The organism is Micromonospora sp. NPDC049201 (assembly GCF_055586805.1).
In genome coordinates, this window is sequence record NZ_JBVJHM010000022.1 from 23,409 (window position 1) to 38,314 (window position 14,906).

Here is a 14,906-nt window from a genome sequence, read left to right on the forward strand (position 1 = left end):
TTATCGTGTACGGAGGAGGTGGACGTGATGGCACAGCCGACCCATGAGTGGCGCCCACCGGAACGACCGTGGCAGGAGCAGGATCTGTCCGACCTGCCCGAGGACGGTAACCGCTACGAGATCATCGACGGGAGTCTGCACGTGACCCCACCGGCCCTGCCGGAGCACCACGAACTCGCGGACGACATCCGGATGGCCCTGCGCCAAGTCGCCCCGGAGGGGTGGCGGGTGATTCGCGAGATCGGAGTACGGGTACCCGAGGGCAATCTGATCCCGGACATCACCGTGCTCAGGTCGGGTGCACCTCGGAAGCAGATGTGGGCAGAACCGGCGCACGTCGCCCTGGTCATCGAGGTGGAGTCGCCCAACAGCCGACGGCATGACCGGTTCACCAAACCCGCGCTCTACGCCGAGGCCGGCATCCCGCACTACTGGCGGGTTGAGCAGGGGGACTTCGGCCCTGTCCTCTACCGCTACCAGTTGGTCAAGGGCGTGCACTACGACCTGGTCGGGACTCTCGGCCCCGACGATCCGGCGCACATCGACGAGCCGTGGCCGATGCGGCTGGACCCCTCCGCCTGGCCCCGCTGAGCCGACGAGAAAGCCCGGCCCACGCGTTACCGCGCGGGCCGGGCTTCATCGTGTGTGCGGTCGGCTGCTCAGCCCTTGCCGGCGTGGCTGGCGAGCTGGTCGAGGCCCTGGATGACGCCGCCGGCCAGGTCGCCGCCGCCGAAGGACGCCACCATGGAGAGCGCGGCCAGCTTCGCGTACGTGTCCGGGATGCGCTTGCGCGCGTACTTGCCGGTGACGATCTCCAGCTGCCGCTGGTTGGGCGACACCGCGATCAGCACCGACTTGTCCGGCTCGGCGAGCTGCCGGTGCAGCCGCTCGGCGTGCTCCCGGATCGGCTCGTCGAGGCCGCCCACGTAGACCGAGAAGACCAGGCCGGTGCCCTGGTCGGCCAGGCGGAGCGCCTCGTCGATGCGGAGGAGCTGCCGGGTCGAGAACGGCCCGTCCAGCACGTCGGGCGGGGTGCCCGTCCCGGTCGTGGGCCGCGCTTCACCAACGGTCACTTGCGCCTCCGGTTCCACCGGCCGGCGCCTCCCGGCCGGCCTGCTCCTGCTTGTGGCTGGTCAGCGCCGGCGCCTGCGCGCCGGCGGTCAGCGCGGTGCCGGCCGAGTCGGCCAGCTGCTCCGGGCGGCCCAGGAACCAGACCGGAGTGAAGTCGAAGGACCGACCCGGCCGGTAGCGCTTGGCGCCGCCACCGTGGCCACGGCTGCCGGCGGCCGCCAGACCGGCGATCACCAGCACCGCGGCGACCGGGATGCCGACGAAGACCACCAACGTCTCGGTAACAGACAATCCCAACGCCCCCAGGCGGAAGAGAGACCAGGAATGTTCCGGGTCGGGTGGACGGTCACGACGGGCCGCGCCCGACCTCGCTTGTGATGTTCACGTTAGCGGAGTCGACGGCCCGCCAGATTGCGGGGTGCTGATCCCACCCGCCACAGCAGTGCTCCAGTTGCGCGGCAGTGGCGATCAGCGTGGCGTCGTCGCCGTACCGGCCGGTGAGCAGCACCCCGACCGGCAGGCCGTCGGCGGTCCGGCCGACCGGCAGCGAAACGGACGGGTCGCCGGTGACGTTGAAGACCGCGCAGTACGGCGAGAAACGCCGCTGCCTGTCGAAATCCGTTGCCGGGTCGAGCGCGGCGAACGCGCCGACAGGTGCCTGCGGGGCCGTCAGCGTGGGGCAGAGCAGCAGGTCACAGCCGGCGGTCCGGCGCGCGCCCCGGCGGACCTGGGCCTGGAGTTCGCCGAGCGCGGCCATCAGTCGGGCGGCGCCGATCGCCTCGCCCCGCTCGCGCAGGAACCGGGTCAGCGGCAGCAGCTCGCCCTCCCGACCGGCCGGGACGGGGGCGAGCGCCAGCGCGTACCAGACGGTCTCGAACATCGGCCACGCCTCCGGGCCGAGCGGCGCGGGAACCTCGACCACGTCGTGGCCGGCGTCGGCGAGCAGCGCGGCGGCCCGGTCGACGGCGGCCACGCAGTCGGGGTGGACCGGCTCGTCGGCGAGCATTCCGGTGATGAAGCGTCCGACCCGCAGCCGGCCGGGCCCGGCGGCGCGGGCGGCGCCGAGGTAGCCGCCGGCGGGCGCGGCCGGCGGCAGGTAGGGCTCGCCGGGCACCGGCTGCGCCAGCACGTCGAGCAGCGCCGCCACGTCGGCGACGGTGCGGCCGAGCGGGCCGTTGGTGGGCAGCCCGAACGCGCCGAAGCCGAGCGGGCCGCCGGAGACCAGGCCCCGGCTGGGCTTGTGGCCGACCAGGCCGCAGAGCGCGGCCGGGATGCGCAGCGAGCCGCCGCCGTCGGAGCCCTGCGCGACCGGCACCAGGCCGGCGGCGACCGCGGCCGCCGCGCCGCCGCTGGATCCACCCGCGGTGTACGCCAGGCCCCACGGGTTGCGGGCCGGCGGCGCGACCCGTCCCTCGGAGTAGAGCGAGCAGCCCAGCTCGGAGGTGGTGGTCTTGCCGAGGCTGACCAGCCCGGCGCCGGCCAGGAAGCGCACCACGTCGGCGTCGACGGACGGGACGAAGTCGGTGAACGCGGCCGAGCCGAACGTGGTCCGGACGCCGGCGGTCAGCGTGAGGTCCTTGATCGCGGTCGGCACCCCGTGCAGCGGCCCGCGGGCGTCCGTCGGCACGGCGTCGGCGGCCCGCGCGGCGGCTCGGGCGCGCTCGGCGGTGACCGTGACGAACGCGCCGACGGTGTCGCCGAGCGAGTCGACCCGGCGCAGGTGGTGCTCGACCAGTTCCAGGCTGGACAGTTCGCCCCGGCGGATCGCGGCGGCCTGCTCCAGCGCGGTCAGGTCGTGCGGCTCGGCCATGCCACCATCCTGCCCGCTTCGTGGCGGGATCGCCGGCCGACACGTCTAGCCGTGCGGCGGCCCGGCCATACCCGGCTGGCATGACCGGATCGGGATTGCCGCGCGACGGACGCGGCACGGACCATCAATTCATCGGTCAGCTTCGATCGATTTTCACCCCGACCACCGCCAGGAGCATGCCGTGCAACCCATCACCACCCCGCACGACCGCCCATCCCGGGGCCGGCCGGCCCACCGCCGCCGTCTCGCGCGTACCCTCCGCCCGTTGCTCGCCCTCGCCCTGGCCGCCGCCGGGCTCACCGCGCTGCCCGCCGCGCCGGCCGGGGCCCGCGACGGCGCCCCGGTCGCCGCGCTGGCCGCGAACCCCTACGAGCGGGGTCCCGCGCCCACGGTGGCCAGCATCGAGGCCACCCGGGGTCCGTTCGCCATCGCCCAGACCACGGTCGCCGCGTCGGCCGTGAGCGGATTCCGGGGTGGCACCATCTACTACCCGACCAGCACCGCCGAGGGCACGTTCGGCGCGGTGGCCGTCTCCCCCGGGTTCACCGCCAGCCAGTCCTCGGTCGCCTGGCTCGGACCGCGCCTGGCCTCCCAGGGCTTCGTGGTCATCACCATCGACACGCTCTCCGTCTACGACCAGCCGGCCAGTCGGGGCACCCAACTCCTGGCCGCCCTGGACTACCTGACCGCCACCAGCACGGTACGGACCCGGATCGACCGCAACCGGCTCGCGGTGATGGGGCACTCGATGGGCGGCGGCGGCAGCCTGTCCGCGGCCAACACCCGCCCCACGCTCCAGGCGGCGATCCCGCTGACCGGTTGGCACACCGTGAAGAACTGGTCGTCGGTACGCGTGCCGACGCTCGTCGTCGGCGCCGAGAACGACACGGTGGCGCCGGTGGCGTCGCACTCGGAGCCGTTCTACACCAGCCTGCCGGCCACCCTGGACAAGGCGTACCTGGAGCTGAACGCGGCGACCCACTCCGCGCCGACCTCGCCGAACGTGACGGTCGCGAAGTACAGCATCTCCTGGCTCAAGCGGTTCGTCGACGACGACACCCGCTACGAGCAGTTCCTCTGCCCGGCGCCCCGGGGCAGCGCCATCGAGGAGTACCGCGACACCTGCCCGCACTCCTGACGCCGCCTCGCCGAGGCTCTGGGTGCGTCCGGGGTCGCCGGGGCGACCCCGGACGCACCCAGACCGTCAGGACCGCAAGGCGCCCCGGTCGAGGCCGAGGAAGCGCAGGGCGTTGCCGCCCAGCAGCGCGGTCCGCTGCGCGTCGGTGAGGAAGTCGGACCGGTGCACCACCTGCCCGACCGGCCGCTCCCCCAGCGGGTACGGGTAGTCGCTGCCGAGCAGCACCCGGTCGACGCCCATGGTGTCCACCAGCAGCCGCAGCGCGGCGGGCTCGAACACCACCGAGTCGACGCTGAACCGGTCGACGTACGAGCTGGGCGGCGCGGCGGACGCGCCGCGTACCAGGTCGCCGCGGCGGTGCCAGGCGTTGTCGGCGCGGCCCAGCCAGAACGGGAAGCTGCCCCCGCCGTGCGCGAAACAGATCCGCAGCGTCTCCGGCACCCGGTCGAACACGCCGCCGAGGATCAACGCCAGCACCGACAGGTGCGTCTCCGCCGGCATACCGGTCAGCCAGCGGGCCATCCACCGGTTCAGGCGGGGCCCGCCGGGCATGTCCCACGGGTGCACGAAGACCGGCGCGCCGACCTCCGCGCAGTGGGTCAGGAACGCCACGATGCCGGCGTCGTCCAGGTCCCGGTCGCCGACGTGGTTGCCGATCTCCACCCCGGCGTGCCCGGCCGCGAGGCAGCGGTCCAGCTCGGCACAGGCGGCGTCCGGGTCCTGCAACGGCACCTGACAGAACGGCACCAGCCGGTCGCCACCGGCGGCGGTGACCTCCAGCGTGAGGTCGTTGAAGATCCGGGCCACCTTGACCGCCTGGTCGGCCGGACGGTCGTAGCCGAAGAAGACCGGGGTCGGCGAGACGACTTGGACGTCGACGCCGTCGGTGGTCATGTCGGCGAGCCGGGTGGGCGCGTCCCAGCACGCCGCGCCGACCGGCCGGAACTCCGTCTCCCCCACCATGATCATGGCGGCGCGCTCGGAGTCGACCCGCAACCAGGGCCAACCGGATCCGCCGCAGGCCGCGTCGAGGTCCGGCCATCCCTTCGGTACGACGTGCGTGTGCACATCGACGACCGGCACCGGCATCAGCCCTTGCCCGGGTGCAGCGCGCCGCAGTTGCCGCAGGTGCGGGCCTTCTCGTCGGCGTAGAACGCGGCGAAGACCGGGGGCAGGTCGGCGGCGATGTCGCGCACCTGCAACTCGACCTCGTGCACCTTGTTGCTGCACTCGGCGCAGTACCACTGGAACCTCTCCAGCGTGCCCTCCTCGCGGACCCGCTCGATCACCATGCCGATCGAACCGGCCTCCGGACGCTGCGGCGAGTGCGGGGTGTTGCGCGGCAGCATCCACATCTGACCCTCGCGCACGTGCACCGTACGCGGCCCCTCGGGCGTCATCAGGTTGATGTGCATGTTGCCCTTGACCTGGTAGAAGAACTCCTCGTACGGGTCGACGTGGAAGTCGGTGCGCTGGTTCGGCCCGCCCACCACCATGACGATGAAGTCGTCGCTGCCGGGCAGCATCTCCTTGTTGCCCACCGGGGGCTTGAGCAGGTGCTGGTTCTCGCCGATCCAGCCGGAGAAGCTGAACGGCTCGGCGATCTCACTCATGGGAACCTCCCGACGGAAGTAGGGCGACGGCCTGCATCTCGATCAGCAGGTGCGGGTGCGGAAGCTGGTGCACGGCCACCGTGGTCCGGGTCGGCCCGGCGGCGTCGAAGAACTCCGCCCACACCTCGTTGTAGCCGCCGAAGTCGTTCATGTTGACCAGGTAGCTGGTGACCTGCACCAGGTCGGTCAGCTCCGCGCCCACCGACCGGAGCAGGTCCCGGATGTTCTCGACCACGGCCCGGGTCTGCGCCCGGATGTCCAGGTCGGTGGTGCCGAACTCGTCCACCGACACACCGGCGAACGTGTTGTCCGGCCGGCGCGACGACGTACCGGAGACGAAGACGAACCCGCCCGCCACCTTGACGTGCGGGAACGCGCCGCGCGGCACGGCCTTCCCGGCCACCACGCGGGCGGTCACGGGGCCGCTTTTCGTTCGCGACCGCGGGGCTCGCAAACCCGGCTCACTCCTCGCGCTCACGGGAGCGCCTTCAGGGAGGCGGAACCGAGCTTCTCCACCACGGCCCGCACGTGTGCGCCCGGACGCAGCGGCACCGCGGCGGTGGCCGCGCCGGCCAGGAACACCCAGCCCTTGCGCAGCCGCACACCGTACCGGCCGGCCAGCCGCAGGCCCTCGTCCAGCGCGCGGCGCGGGTCACCGAGGATGGCGGCGGTCGAGCCGACCTGCGCCACCCGCCCGTCGATCTCCAGCAGCACACCCAGATTGTCCAGCCCGTCGGGCACCGGTGACCAGGGCCCGATCGCGAACGCGGCGGCCGAGGTGTTGTCCGCGACCACGTCCGGCAGCGAGAACGTGAAGTTCGCGTACCGGGAGTCGATCAGCTCGATCGCCGGGGCGACCGCGCGGACCGCCCGGGTGAACGAGCCGACCGGCTCGCCGGGCTCGGGCAGCCGGTCCAGCAGGAACGCCACCTCCGGCTCGACCCGGGGGTGGATGAAGCCGCCGGTGTCGACCGTCCCGCCGTCGGGCACCCGCATCACGTCGGTGAGCCGGCCCCAGATCACCTCGTCCACGCCGACCTGAGCCATCTTGGCCCTGCTGGTCAGCCCCATCTTCAGCCCGACCAGCCGCTCGCCCCGGTCGAGGCGGCGCTGCACCAACGCGGCCTGCACCGCGTACGCGGCGTCCACGTCGAGGCCGGTCTCGGCGGCGAGCTGCGGAATGGCGGTGGCGGAGTCGGCCGCCGCGCCCAGCTTCTCCGCGATCCCCGCGACGTCCGGCCCGATCATGAGGTCTTCTCCTTGCCGTCGGCCAGGTCCAGTGCCACGTCCACGATCATGTCCTCCTGGCCGCCGACCATCCGGCGGCGACCCAGCTCGACCAGGATCGAGCGCACGTCCACGCCGTACTTCGCCGAGGCCCGCTCGGCGTGGCGCAGGAAGCTGGAGTAGACGCCCGCGTACCCCAGGGAGAGCGTCTCCCGGTCCACCTGGACCGGCCGGTCCTGCAACGGGCGGACCAGGTCGTCGGCGGCGTCCATCAGCGCGAACACGTCGCAGCCGTGCTTCCAGCCGTGCAGCTCGGCGACCGCCACGAAGACCTCCAGCGGGGCGTTGCCGGCGCCCGCGCCCATGCCGGCCAGCGACGCGTCCACCCGCACGGTGCGCCCGGACGGCGAGCCGAGCGGACCGTCGCCGAGCACGCGGCCGTGCTCGACCGCGAGCACGCTGTTCGCCACGCCCAGCGACAGGTTGTGGTGCGCGTGGATGCCGATCTGCGTCTCCGGCGCCAGCACCTGCCGGTACGCGTCGACGCGCTGCGCCACGTCGGACATCAGCAGCCGGCCGCCGGAGTCGGTGACGTAGACGCAGTGCGCGCCGTACGACTCCATCAGCCTGGCCTGGGCGGCCAGCCCGGCCGGGTCGTTCAGGTGCGACATCATCAGGAACCCGGCGACGTCCATGTCGTTCTCCCGGGCCCAGGCGATGTGCTGGGCGCTGATGTCCGCCTCGGTGCAGTGGGTGGCGATCCGCACGCTCGTCACGCCGAGCGCCTTCGCCGCCTTCAGGTCGGCGATGGTGCCGATGCCTGGTAGCAGCAGCGTGGTGAGCCGGGCGTTCGTCAGCACCTCGGCGGCGGCCGAGATCCACTCCGCGTCGGAGGCCGCGCCGTGGCCGTAGTTGACGCTGGAGCCGGCCAGCCCGTCGCCGTGCGCGACCTCGATGGCGGCCACCCCGGCGGCGTCGAGCGCGGCGGCGACGGTGCGGACCTGGTCGACGGTGTAGCGGTGGGCGATGGCGTGCATGCCGTCGCGCAGCGTCACGTCCTGGATGTAGAGGTCGGTCATCGCACAGCCGCCTTCCGGAGCGTGACCAGCCGCTCGGCGGTGCGCAGCGCGGCCGACGTCATGATGTCCAGGTTGCCGGCGTACGCGGGCAGGTAGTGCCCGGCGCCGGAGACCTCCAGGAACACCGAGACCTGGAGCCCGGAGACGTGCCGGCCGAGCACCGGCGCGTACGTGTCCACCGGGTCGAACTGCACCTCCTGCTTGAGCCGGTAGCCGGGCACGTACTCCTGCACGGTCCGCACCATGTCGGCCACCGAGGCGGCGATCGCGGCCCGGTCGGCGTCGGCGTCCGGGCAGAGGCAGTAGACGGTGTCCCGCATGAGCAGCGGCGGGTCGGCCGGGTTCAGCACGATGATCGCCTTGCCGCGTTCGGCGCCGCCGACCACCTCGATGGCCCGCGCGGTGGTCTCGGTGAACTCGTCGATGTTGGCCCGGGTGCCCGGCCCCGCCGACTTCGAGGCGATCGACGCGACGATCTCCCCGTACGCGACCGGGGTGACCCGGCCGACCGCGTGCACGATCGGCACGGTGGCCTGCCCGCCGCAGGTGACCATGTTGACGTTCGGCTCGGCCAGGTGCTCGTCCAGGTTGACCGGCGGCACCACGTACGGGCCGAGCGCGGCCGGGGTCAGGTCGACCACGGTCCGGCCGTGTGCGCGCAGCACCTCGTCGTGGCGGCGGTGCGCGCCGGCCGAGGTGGCGTCGAAGACCAGCTCCACGTCGGCGAACTCGGGCAGCGCCACGAGGCCGTCGACGCCGTCGGCGGTGGTGGTGACGCCGAGCCGGCGGGCCCGCGCCAGCCCGTCCGAGGCCGGGTCGATGCCGGCCATCGCCACCATCCGCAGTTCGGTACTCAGTCTGAGCACCTTGATCATCAGGTCGGTGCCGATGTTGCCCGACCCGAGCACCGCCACGCCGACACTCATGAGCTGGTCTCCTTCGAGAAACAGGTCCGCACCGAGCCGAGCCCGGAGATCCGCGCCTCGTACGCGGCGCCGGGCGTGACCGGCACCATCGGGCCGAGCGCCCCGGACAGCACCACGTCACCGGCCTTCAGCGGGTCACCGGCGCGGGCCAGCGTGCCGGCCAGCCACGCCAGCGCGTGCAGCGGGTTGCCGAGGCAGGCCGCGCCCGCGCCGACCGAGACCGGCTCGCCGGCGTGCTCCAGCACCATGCCGCACAGCCGCAGGTCCACGTCGGCCAGCCGGCGCGGCGCGGTGCCGAGCACGAACAGCCCACTGGACGCGTTGTCCGCGACCGTGTCCACGATGGAGATGTCCCAGCCGACGATCCGCGAGTCGACGATCTCGATGGCCGGCAGCACGTGGTCCACGGCCCGGACCAGGTCGACGGTGGTGACCCGCTCGTCCGGCAGGTCCACGCCGAGCACGAACGCGATCTCCGCCTCCACCCGGGGCTGGAGCAGCCGGTCGATCGGCACCTCCACACCGTCGCCGACGGCCATGTCGTCGAAGAGGATCCCGAAGTCGGGCTGGAAGACGCCGAAGCTCTCCTGCACCGCCCGCGAGGTCAGGCCGATCTTCGCGCCGACCCGGCGGTGCCCCTTGCCGAGCCGCTGCCGGGTGTAGACCTGCTGCGCCTGGTACGCGGCCTCGACGTCGCCCTCCGGCAGCAGCCGGCCGCGCAGCGGCGGGCAGGGTCTCCCCTCCTGCCGGGCCACCGCCAGTTCCCGGTTGGCGGCCTCGATGTCCACGGTCATGTCGGCTCCTCGCTCACGGTCCTCGGGCTGCCGGCCATTCTCACTCACGCAGGTCCACCCCTCGTTCGCGACTGCGGGGCTCGCAAACCCGGCTCACTCCTCGCGCTCACGCAGGTCCACCCTTCGTTCGCGACTGCGGGGCTCGCGAACCCGGCTCACTCCTCGCGCTCACGCCAGGTCCACGCAGACGTTCGTCAGTTCCGAGTAGAAGGCGAGCGAGTGCACGCCGCCCTCCCGGCCGACCCCGGACGCCTTCACGCCGCCGAACGGGGTGCGTAGGTCACGCAGGAACCAGGTGTTGACCCAGACGATGCCGGCGTCCAGCCGCGCCCCGGCCCGGTGCGCCCGGCCCACGTCCCGGGTCCAGACGGTCGCCGCCAGGCCGTAGTCGGTGCCGTTGGCCAGCGCGTACGCCTCGTCCTCGGAGTCGAACGGCGCGACGTGCACGACCGGCCCGAAGATCTCCTCGCGGTTGGTCCGGGCGTCCGGCCCGAGGCCGGTGAGCACGGTCGGCTGCACGTACGCGCCGCCGTCGCGGGCGTCGCCGAAACGCGGCGTGCCGCCGCCCGCGCGCACCTCGGCGCCCTCGGTACGGGCCAGCGCGTAGTGGCCGAGCACCTTGTCCCGGTGGGCGTGCGAGATCAACGGCATGTTCACCGTGGCCTCGTCCGCCGGCCAGCCGTACGCCAGCTCGTCGGCGCGCTTCGCCAGCCGCGCGGTGAACTCCTCGAAGACCGGCCGCTGCACGTAGATCCGCTCGGTGCAGAGGCACACCTGGCCGCCGTTGGTGAAGCTGGAGCGCACCGAGCCGGCGACCGCCGCGTCCAGGTCGGCGTCCGCGAACACGAGGCCGGCGTTCTTGCCGCCCAGCTCGAAACTGACCGCCTTCACGCCGTCGGCGGCGGCCCGCATGATCGCGCTGCCGGTGGCCGACTCGCCGGTGAACGTGATCGCGTCCACGCCCGGGTGCCGGGTCAGGTGCTCGCCGGCCGAACCGGGCCCGAAGCCGTGCACCAGGTTGAACACGCCGTCCGGCACGCCGGCCGCGGCCATCACCTCGGCCAGCAGCGTGGCCGACGCCGGCGTCTCCTCGCTGGGCTTGACCACCACCGCGTTGCCGCAGGCCAGCGCCGGGGCGACCTTCCAGGTGAGCAGCAGCAGCGGCAGGTTCCACGGCACGATGACGGCGACCACACCGACCGGCTTGCGGACCGCGTAGTTGAGCGCCCGGCCGCCGGTCGGGGTGACCGTGGTGAACGACTCGGTCGGCGCGGTCGCCACGATCTCGGCGAACGCCCGGAAGTTGGCCGCGCCGCGCGGGATGTCCAGCGTGCGGGCCTGCGAGATGGCCTTGCCGGTGTCCGCCACCTCGGCCGCCACCAGGTCGTCGAAGCGGCGCTCCAACTCGTCGGCGACCCGGCGCAGCACCTCGGCGCGTTCCCGCTCCCCCATCCGGCCCCACGGGCCGCGCAGCGCGGCCCGGCCGGCGGCCACCGCGTCGTCGACCACCGACTCCGACGCCTCCGCCACCTCGAAGACCGGCTCGCCGGTGACCGGGCTGCGCTTGGTGAACCGGGGGCCGGCGTCGACGAACGCGCCGCCGACGAAGTTGCGCAGCAGGCCGGGGCCGTCCGGCGCGTGCCCGGTCATCAGCCGGGGGTCCCAGCGCGTCACCGCCGCCTCCCCAACGCCGCGCCGACACCGGCGGCCAGCAGCGCCACCGCGCCGGCCGCGACCGCGCCGACGGCGGCGTACTGCCGGCGGACCCGGCGGCGCACCTGCGCGTACGGGGTGGTGGAGAACGAGACCAGCTCGTACTGGGAGACGTAGCGGCCGGGCAGCGCCCGTTCCAGTGCGTGCTCGACCGTCTTGCGGGCCCGGAACACCGGCGAGGCGACCTGGTCCCGCATCTCCACGAAGTTGGCCAGCGCCATCCGGGCGATCGCCTCCGCGTCGTCCTGGCGGCGGTGCTGGAACAGCGGCAGCGCGGCGGCCCACTCGTCGTCGCACTCGTCGAGGCAGCGGTCCAACTCGACCACGTCCTCGAACGCGCAGTTCGCGCCCTGGCCGTAGAACGGCACGATGGCGTGCGCGGCGTCGCCGAGCAGGCCGACCCGGCCGGCCACCTGCCACGGCGTGCAGCGCACCGTGCCGAGCACGCCGACCGGGTTGTGCTGGTAGTCGTCGACCAGGTTCGGCGCGAGCGGGACCAGGTCCGGGTAGTGGTCGGCGAAGAACCGCTCGATCGCGGCCGGGCTGCTCAGCGACGCGAAGCTGCTCCTGCCGTGGGTGGGCCAGAACAGCGTGCAGGTGAAGGAGCGGTCCGGGTTCGGCAGCGCGATCATCATCGACGTGCCGCGCGGCCAGATGTGCAGCGCGCCCGGGTCCAGGGCGAACTCCCCGCCGATCGGCGGGATGGTCAGCTCCTTGTAGCCGTAGTCGAGGAAGTCCAGGCTCTCGGTCAGCCCCCCGTACGCCAGCAGTTGCCCGCGCACCGCGGAGCCGGCGCCGTCCGCGCCGAGGACGACCGACGCGGTGGCGGTGACCTTGCCCTCGGGGGTCTCGAACGTCATCTCGCCGCCGACCGGGTCGAGGCCGACCAGCCGGTGGTCGAACGCGACCCGCACGCCCGGCAGCGCGGCGGCGGCGTCGAGCAGCGCGTTGTTCAGCGCGCCCCGGCTGATCGAGTTGATCGCCCGGTCGCCGGAGACGCTGTACGACTGGAACTGCGGCTCACCCTCGACCGGGTGGATCATCCGGCCGCGCATCGGCAGCGCGTCCGCCATCACCTGCTCGTCCAGGCCGATCCGGCGCAACGCGTCCAGGCCGCGCTCGGAGAGCGCCAGGTTGATCGAGCGCCCGCGCTCGACGGTGCCGGTGCGCGGGTCCCCCCGCCGCTCGTAGAGCGCCACCGGGTAGCCGCGCCGGGCCAGGAAGCAGGCCAGCAGGCAGCCGGCCAGCCCGGCGCCGACCACCGCGATCTCGTCGCGTTCCGTGCTCATGAGGCGGCCTCCACGGTCGCGGCCAGCGCGTCGGCGACCCGCCAGCAGTCGTGGTACGTCGAGTAGAGCGGCACCGGCGCGAACCGGACCACGTCCGGCTCCCGGGCGTCGGCGATCACGCCGTGCTCGTGCCGCAGCCGCTTGGTCAGCTCGCTCGCACTACCCGAGGAAATCCGGACGGAGAGCTGGCAACCCCGGCGGGCCGGGTCGCGCGGCGTGATGACGGTCAGCGGCCGGCCGGGCGTCACCTCGTCGAGCAGCCGTTCCAGCCAGCCGGTGAGCCGCAGGCTGCGCTCCCGCAACGCGGGCATGCCGACGGCGTCGAACAGCGCCAGCGAGGTGCGTACCGGGCCCATCGCGAGGATCGGCGGGTTGGAGATCTGCCACGCCTCCACGGTGGCCGGCGGGCGGGACACCGGCGTCATCTCGAACCGGGTGGCCGCCTCGGTGCTCCACCAGCCCTCGAACCGGGGCAGCGACGCGTCGCCGAGGTGGCGGTCGTGGACGAAGACGCCGGCCAGCGCGCCCGGACCGGAGTTCAGATACTTGTAGGAGCACCAGGCGGCGAAGTCGACGTCCCAGTCGTGCAGGGCCAGCGGCACGTTGCCGGCCGCGTGCGCCAGGTCCCAGCCGACGACCGCGCCGGCGGCCCGCCCGGCGGCGGTGATCGCCGGGATGTCCATCAGCTCGCCGGTGAGATAGTTGACGCCGCCGAGCAGCAGCAACGCCACCGTGTGCCCCTCGGCCGCCAGGAAGTCGGTGACGTCGGACGTGCGCAGGGTGTCCGCACCGGGGCGCGGCTTCAGCCGCACCACCGTGGCGTCCGGGTCCAGGCCGTGGAACCGGGCCTGGCTGCGCACCGCGTAGCTGTCCGACGGGAACGCGCTGTCCTCGATGACGATCCTCGTGCGTTCCCCGGCGGGCCGGTAGAAGCTCACCATCAGCAGGTGCAGGTCCACCGTGAGCGAGTTCATCACCACGGTCTCCGTGGGCAGCGCGCCGACCAGTCGCGCGGCCGGCGCGGTCAACAATTCGTGGTACGACAGCCAGGGCCGCTCCGCCTCCAGGTGCCCCTCCACACCCAGCCGACGCCAGGCGTCCAGGTCGGCGACGAGTTCGTCGCGGGTGGCCCGGGGTTGCAGGCCCAGCGAGTTGCCGGCCAGGTACGCCACCTCGGGGTGCCGCCCGCCCTCGGCCGGCGGCACGTGGAACAGGTGTCGGTGACCGGCGTCGGCGGCGTCGAGCCGGTGGGCTTCGCTCTCGGGGGTGATCATCGTGTTTCTCCGGTCACATCGCGGTACGGGCCGACCACAGCTCCGGGAAGACCACCCGGGCCATGCTGCGCTGCAACCATGCCAGGCCGGCCGAACCGCCGCTGCCGACCTTCGCGCCCATGGTGCGCTGCACCGCCTTGACGTGGTTCCACCGCCAGTCGCCGAACTGCTCGGCCACCTCGGTGAGCGCGTCGCCGAGCAGGCGCAGGTGGTTGTCCGGGCCGCCGTCGACGTAGACGCGCACCCAGGCCGCCTCGACCGCCGGGTGCGACTCGTGCTCGACCGCGACGTCCCGCTCCAGCAGCTCGGCCGGCAGCGGGAAGCCACGGCGGGCGAGCAGCGCCACCACGTCGTCCCAGAGGCTCGGCGTGGCCAGCGCGGCGGTCAGCTCGGCGTGCACGTCGGTCTGCCGGCGGAACGGTCGGATCAGCGCCGGGTCCCGCAGGCCGAGCAGGAACTCCAGTTGCCGGTACATCGCGGACTGGAAGCCCGACCCCTCGCCCAGCCGGTCCCGGAAGCGGTTGAAGTCGGCCGGCGTCATCCAGCGCAGCCCCTGCCAGGCGGCGTTGAGCCCCTCCAGGTGCAGCGCGGCGCGGCGCAGCGGCGGCAGCGCCTCCCAGATCCGGTTGGCCCGCAGCTCACGCTGGGCGTGCCGCAGCTCGTGGCAGGTCAGCTTGAAGTACAGCTCCATGATCTGGCTGACCATCAGGAAGGACATCTCGCCCGGGTCGTCGCTGAGCGGCTGCTGGAGCTGGTGCAGCGTGCTGGCGTGCACGTACGCGTCGTACGGCACGCGCTCGGCGAACTCCAGCGTCGGCTCGCCTCCGTTGCGCGCCGCTCGGGCCGCCCGCTGCTGCGGGGTGGCCGGGCGCACCGCCGTCGTCTGTTCCACAGTCATCTCCGTCCGTGCGCGGGGTAATCGCCATGATCTCGCCGGTACGCGGGCCGAGGGAATGCCGGTTCAACGGCGGT

At 73.3% G+C, this 14,906-nt stretch carries 16 protein-coding genes; 2 read left to right on the forward strand and 14 right to left on the reverse strand.

The window, feature by feature from the left end; all coding sequences use genetic code 11:
• Nucleotides 1-27: 27 nt before the first annotated feature.
• Entirely contained in the window at nt 28-591 is a 564-nt protein-coding gene (locus tag ACZ6O5_RS30750) for a Uma2 family endonuclease (protein ID WP_465981771.1), read from the forward strand.
• 68 nt (nt 592-659) lie between these two features.
• On the opposite strand, the gene ACZ6O5_RS30755 is transcribed toward ACZ6O5_RS30750, so the two are convergent.
• From ACZ6O5_RS30755 to ACZ6O5_RS30765, 3 genes are read right to left on the reverse strand one after another with little or no spacing between them, the layout of a single operon-like run.
• Nucleotides 660-1,073, reverse strand: a complete 414-nt coding sequence (locus tag ACZ6O5_RS30755) for a DUF5130 family protein (RefSeq protein ID WP_107155922.1) — start codon at nt 1,071-1,073, stop codon at nt 660-662.
• Nucleotides 1,060-1,362, reverse strand: coding sequence for an aa3-type cytochrome oxidase subunit CtaJ (ctaJ, locus tag ACZ6O5_RS30760; RefSeq protein ID WP_465981773.1), 303 nt, complete (start codon nt 1,360-1,362; stop codon nt 1,060-1,062). Before ctaJ ends, ACZ6O5_RS30755 begins: the two co-directional genes overlap by 14 nt.
• A 55-nt stretch (nt 1,363-1,417) precedes the next feature.
• Nucleotides 1,418-2,881 (reverse strand): amidase, encoded by a 1,464-nt coding sequence (locus ACZ6O5_RS30765; RefSeq protein WP_465981775.1) that lies wholly within the window; start codon nt 2,879-2,881, stop codon nt 1,418-1,420.
• Between the two features lie 265 nt (nt 2,882-3,146).
• On the opposite strand from ACZ6O5_RS30765, the gene ACZ6O5_RS30770 reads away from it, so the two are divergent.
• Nucleotides 3,147-4,019, forward strand: a complete 873-nt coding sequence (locus ACZ6O5_RS30770) for a poly(ethylene terephthalate) hydrolase family protein (protein WP_465981777.1) — start codon at nt 3,147-3,149, stop codon at nt 4,017-4,019.
• Between the two features lie 66 nt (nt 4,020-4,085).
• Here the strand turns inward: ACZ6O5_RS30770 and ACZ6O5_RS30775 are convergent, their stop codons facing one another.
• From ACZ6O5_RS30775 to ACZ6O5_RS30825, 11 genes are all read right to left on the reverse strand, one after another.
• Entirely contained in the window at nt 4,086-5,108 is a 1,023-nt protein-coding gene (locus ACZ6O5_RS30775; RefSeq protein WP_425786063.1) for an amidohydrolase family protein, read from the reverse strand.
• A complete protein-coding gene (locus tag ACZ6O5_RS30780) occupies nt 5,108-5,632 on the reverse strand; it encodes a 3-hydroxyanthranilate 3,4-dioxygenase (protein ID WP_465981779.1) in 525 nt (174 codons plus the stop codon). Before ACZ6O5_RS30780 ends, ACZ6O5_RS30775 begins: the two co-directional genes overlap by 1 nt.
• Nucleotides 5,625-6,050: a RidA family protein gene (locus ACZ6O5_RS30785; protein WP_465981781.1), complete on the reverse strand. Its 426-nt coding sequence runs from the start codon at nt 6,048-6,050 to the stop codon at nt 5,625-5,627. Before ACZ6O5_RS30785 ends, ACZ6O5_RS30780 begins: the two co-directional genes overlap by 8 nt.
• Nucleotides 6,051-6,106: 56 nt before the next feature.
• The gene (locus tag ACZ6O5_RS30790; protein ID WP_465981783.1) at nt 6,107-6,880 is read right to left on the reverse strand and encodes a 2-keto-4-pentenoate hydratase; all 774 of its coding nucleotides are present in this window, start codon (nt 6,878-6,880) and stop codon (nt 6,107-6,109) included.
• A complete protein-coding gene (gene dmpG / locus ACZ6O5_RS30795) occupies nt 6,877-7,938 on the reverse strand; it encodes a 4-hydroxy-2-oxovalerate aldolase (protein ID WP_465981785.1) in 1,062 nt (353 codons plus the stop codon). Before dmpG ends, ACZ6O5_RS30790 begins: the two co-directional genes overlap by 4 nt.
• The gene (locus ACZ6O5_RS30800) at nt 7,935-8,864 is read right to left on the reverse strand and encodes an acetaldehyde dehydrogenase (acetylating) (protein WP_465981787.1); all 930 of its coding nucleotides are present in this window, start codon (nt 8,862-8,864) and stop codon (nt 7,935-7,937) included. The genes dmpG and ACZ6O5_RS30800 overlap by 4 nt, the downstream gene beginning before the upstream one ends.
• The gene (locus ACZ6O5_RS30805) at nt 8,861-9,658 is read right to left on the reverse strand and encodes a 2-keto-4-pentenoate hydratase (RefSeq protein WP_465981789.1); all 798 of its coding nucleotides are present in this window, start codon (nt 9,656-9,658) and stop codon (nt 8,861-8,863) included. Before ACZ6O5_RS30805 ends, ACZ6O5_RS30800 begins: the two co-directional genes overlap by 4 nt.
• Before the next feature lie 168 nt (nt 9,659-9,826).
• Nucleotides 9,827-11,308, reverse strand: coding sequence for a 2-hydroxymuconic semialdehyde dehydrogenase (locus tag ACZ6O5_RS30810; protein WP_465981811.1), 1,482 nt, complete (start codon nt 11,306-11,308; stop codon nt 9,827-9,829).
• Nucleotides 11,309-11,328: 20 nt separating this feature from the next.
• Nucleotides 11,329-12,660, reverse strand: a complete 1,332-nt coding sequence (locus ACZ6O5_RS30815; protein ID WP_465981791.1) for an FAD-dependent oxidoreductase — start codon at nt 12,658-12,660, stop codon at nt 11,329-11,331.
• On the reverse strand, nt 12,657-13,934 hold the full coding sequence (gene kynU, locus ACZ6O5_RS30820; protein ID WP_465981793.1) for a kynureninase: 1,278 nt from the start codon (nt 13,932-13,934) through the stop codon (nt 12,657-12,659). Before kynU ends, ACZ6O5_RS30815 begins: the two co-directional genes overlap by 4 nt.
• Nucleotides 13,935-13,947: 13 nt before the next feature.
• The gene (locus tag ACZ6O5_RS30825) at nt 13,948-14,832 is read right to left on the reverse strand and encodes a tryptophan 2,3-dioxygenase (RefSeq protein WP_465981795.1); all 885 of its coding nucleotides are present in this window, start codon (nt 14,830-14,832) and stop codon (nt 13,948-13,950) included.
• Nucleotides 14,833-14,906 lie beyond the last annotated feature (74 nt).

Coding starts and splice junctions, on each gene's coding strand:
- ACZ6O5_RS30750 (WP_465981771.1), top strand. CDS start 28: ATGGCACAGCCGACCCATGAGTGGCGCCCACCGGAACGACCGTGGCAG.
- ACZ6O5_RS30765 (WP_465981775.1), bottom strand. CDS start 2,881: ATGGCCGAGCCGCACGACCTGACCGCGCTGGAGCAGGCCGCCGCGATC.
- ACZ6O5_RS30775 (WP_425786063.1), bottom strand. CDS start 5,108: ATGCCGGTGCCGGTCGTCGATGTGCACACGCACGTCGTACCGAAGGGA.
- ACZ6O5_RS30780 (WP_465981779.1), bottom strand. CDS start 5,632: ATGAGTGAGATCGCCGAGCCGTTCAGCTTCTCCGGCTGGATCGGCGAG.
- ACZ6O5_RS30790 (WP_465981783.1), bottom strand. CDS start 6,880: ATGATCGGGCCGGACGTCGCGGGGATCGCGGAGAAGCTGGGCGCGGCG.
- dmpG (WP_465981785.1), bottom strand. CDS start 7,938: ATGACCGACCTCTACATCCAGGACGTGACGCTGCGCGACGGCATGCAC.
- ACZ6O5_RS30800 (WP_465981787.1), bottom strand. CDS start 8,864: ATGAGTGTCGGCGTGGCGGTGCTCGGGTCGGGCAACATCGGCACCGAC.
- ACZ6O5_RS30805 (WP_465981789.1), bottom strand. CDS start 9,658: ATGACCGTGGACATCGAGGCCGCCAACCGGGAACTGGCGGTGGCCCGG.
- ACZ6O5_RS30810 (WP_465981811.1), bottom strand. CDS start 11,308: ATGACCGGGCACGCGCCGGACGGCCCCGGCCTGCTGCGCAACTTCGTC.
- ACZ6O5_RS30815 (WP_465981791.1), bottom strand. CDS start 12,660: ATGAGCACGGAACGCGACGAGATCGCGGTGGTCGGCGCCGGGCTGGCC.
- kynU (WP_465981793.1), bottom strand. CDS start 13,934: ATGATCACCCCCGAGAGCGAAGCCCACCGGCTCGACGCCGCCGACGCC.
- ACZ6O5_RS30825 (WP_465981795.1), bottom strand. CDS start 14,832: ATGACTGTGGAACAGACGACGGCGGTGCGCCCGGCCACCCCGCAGCAG.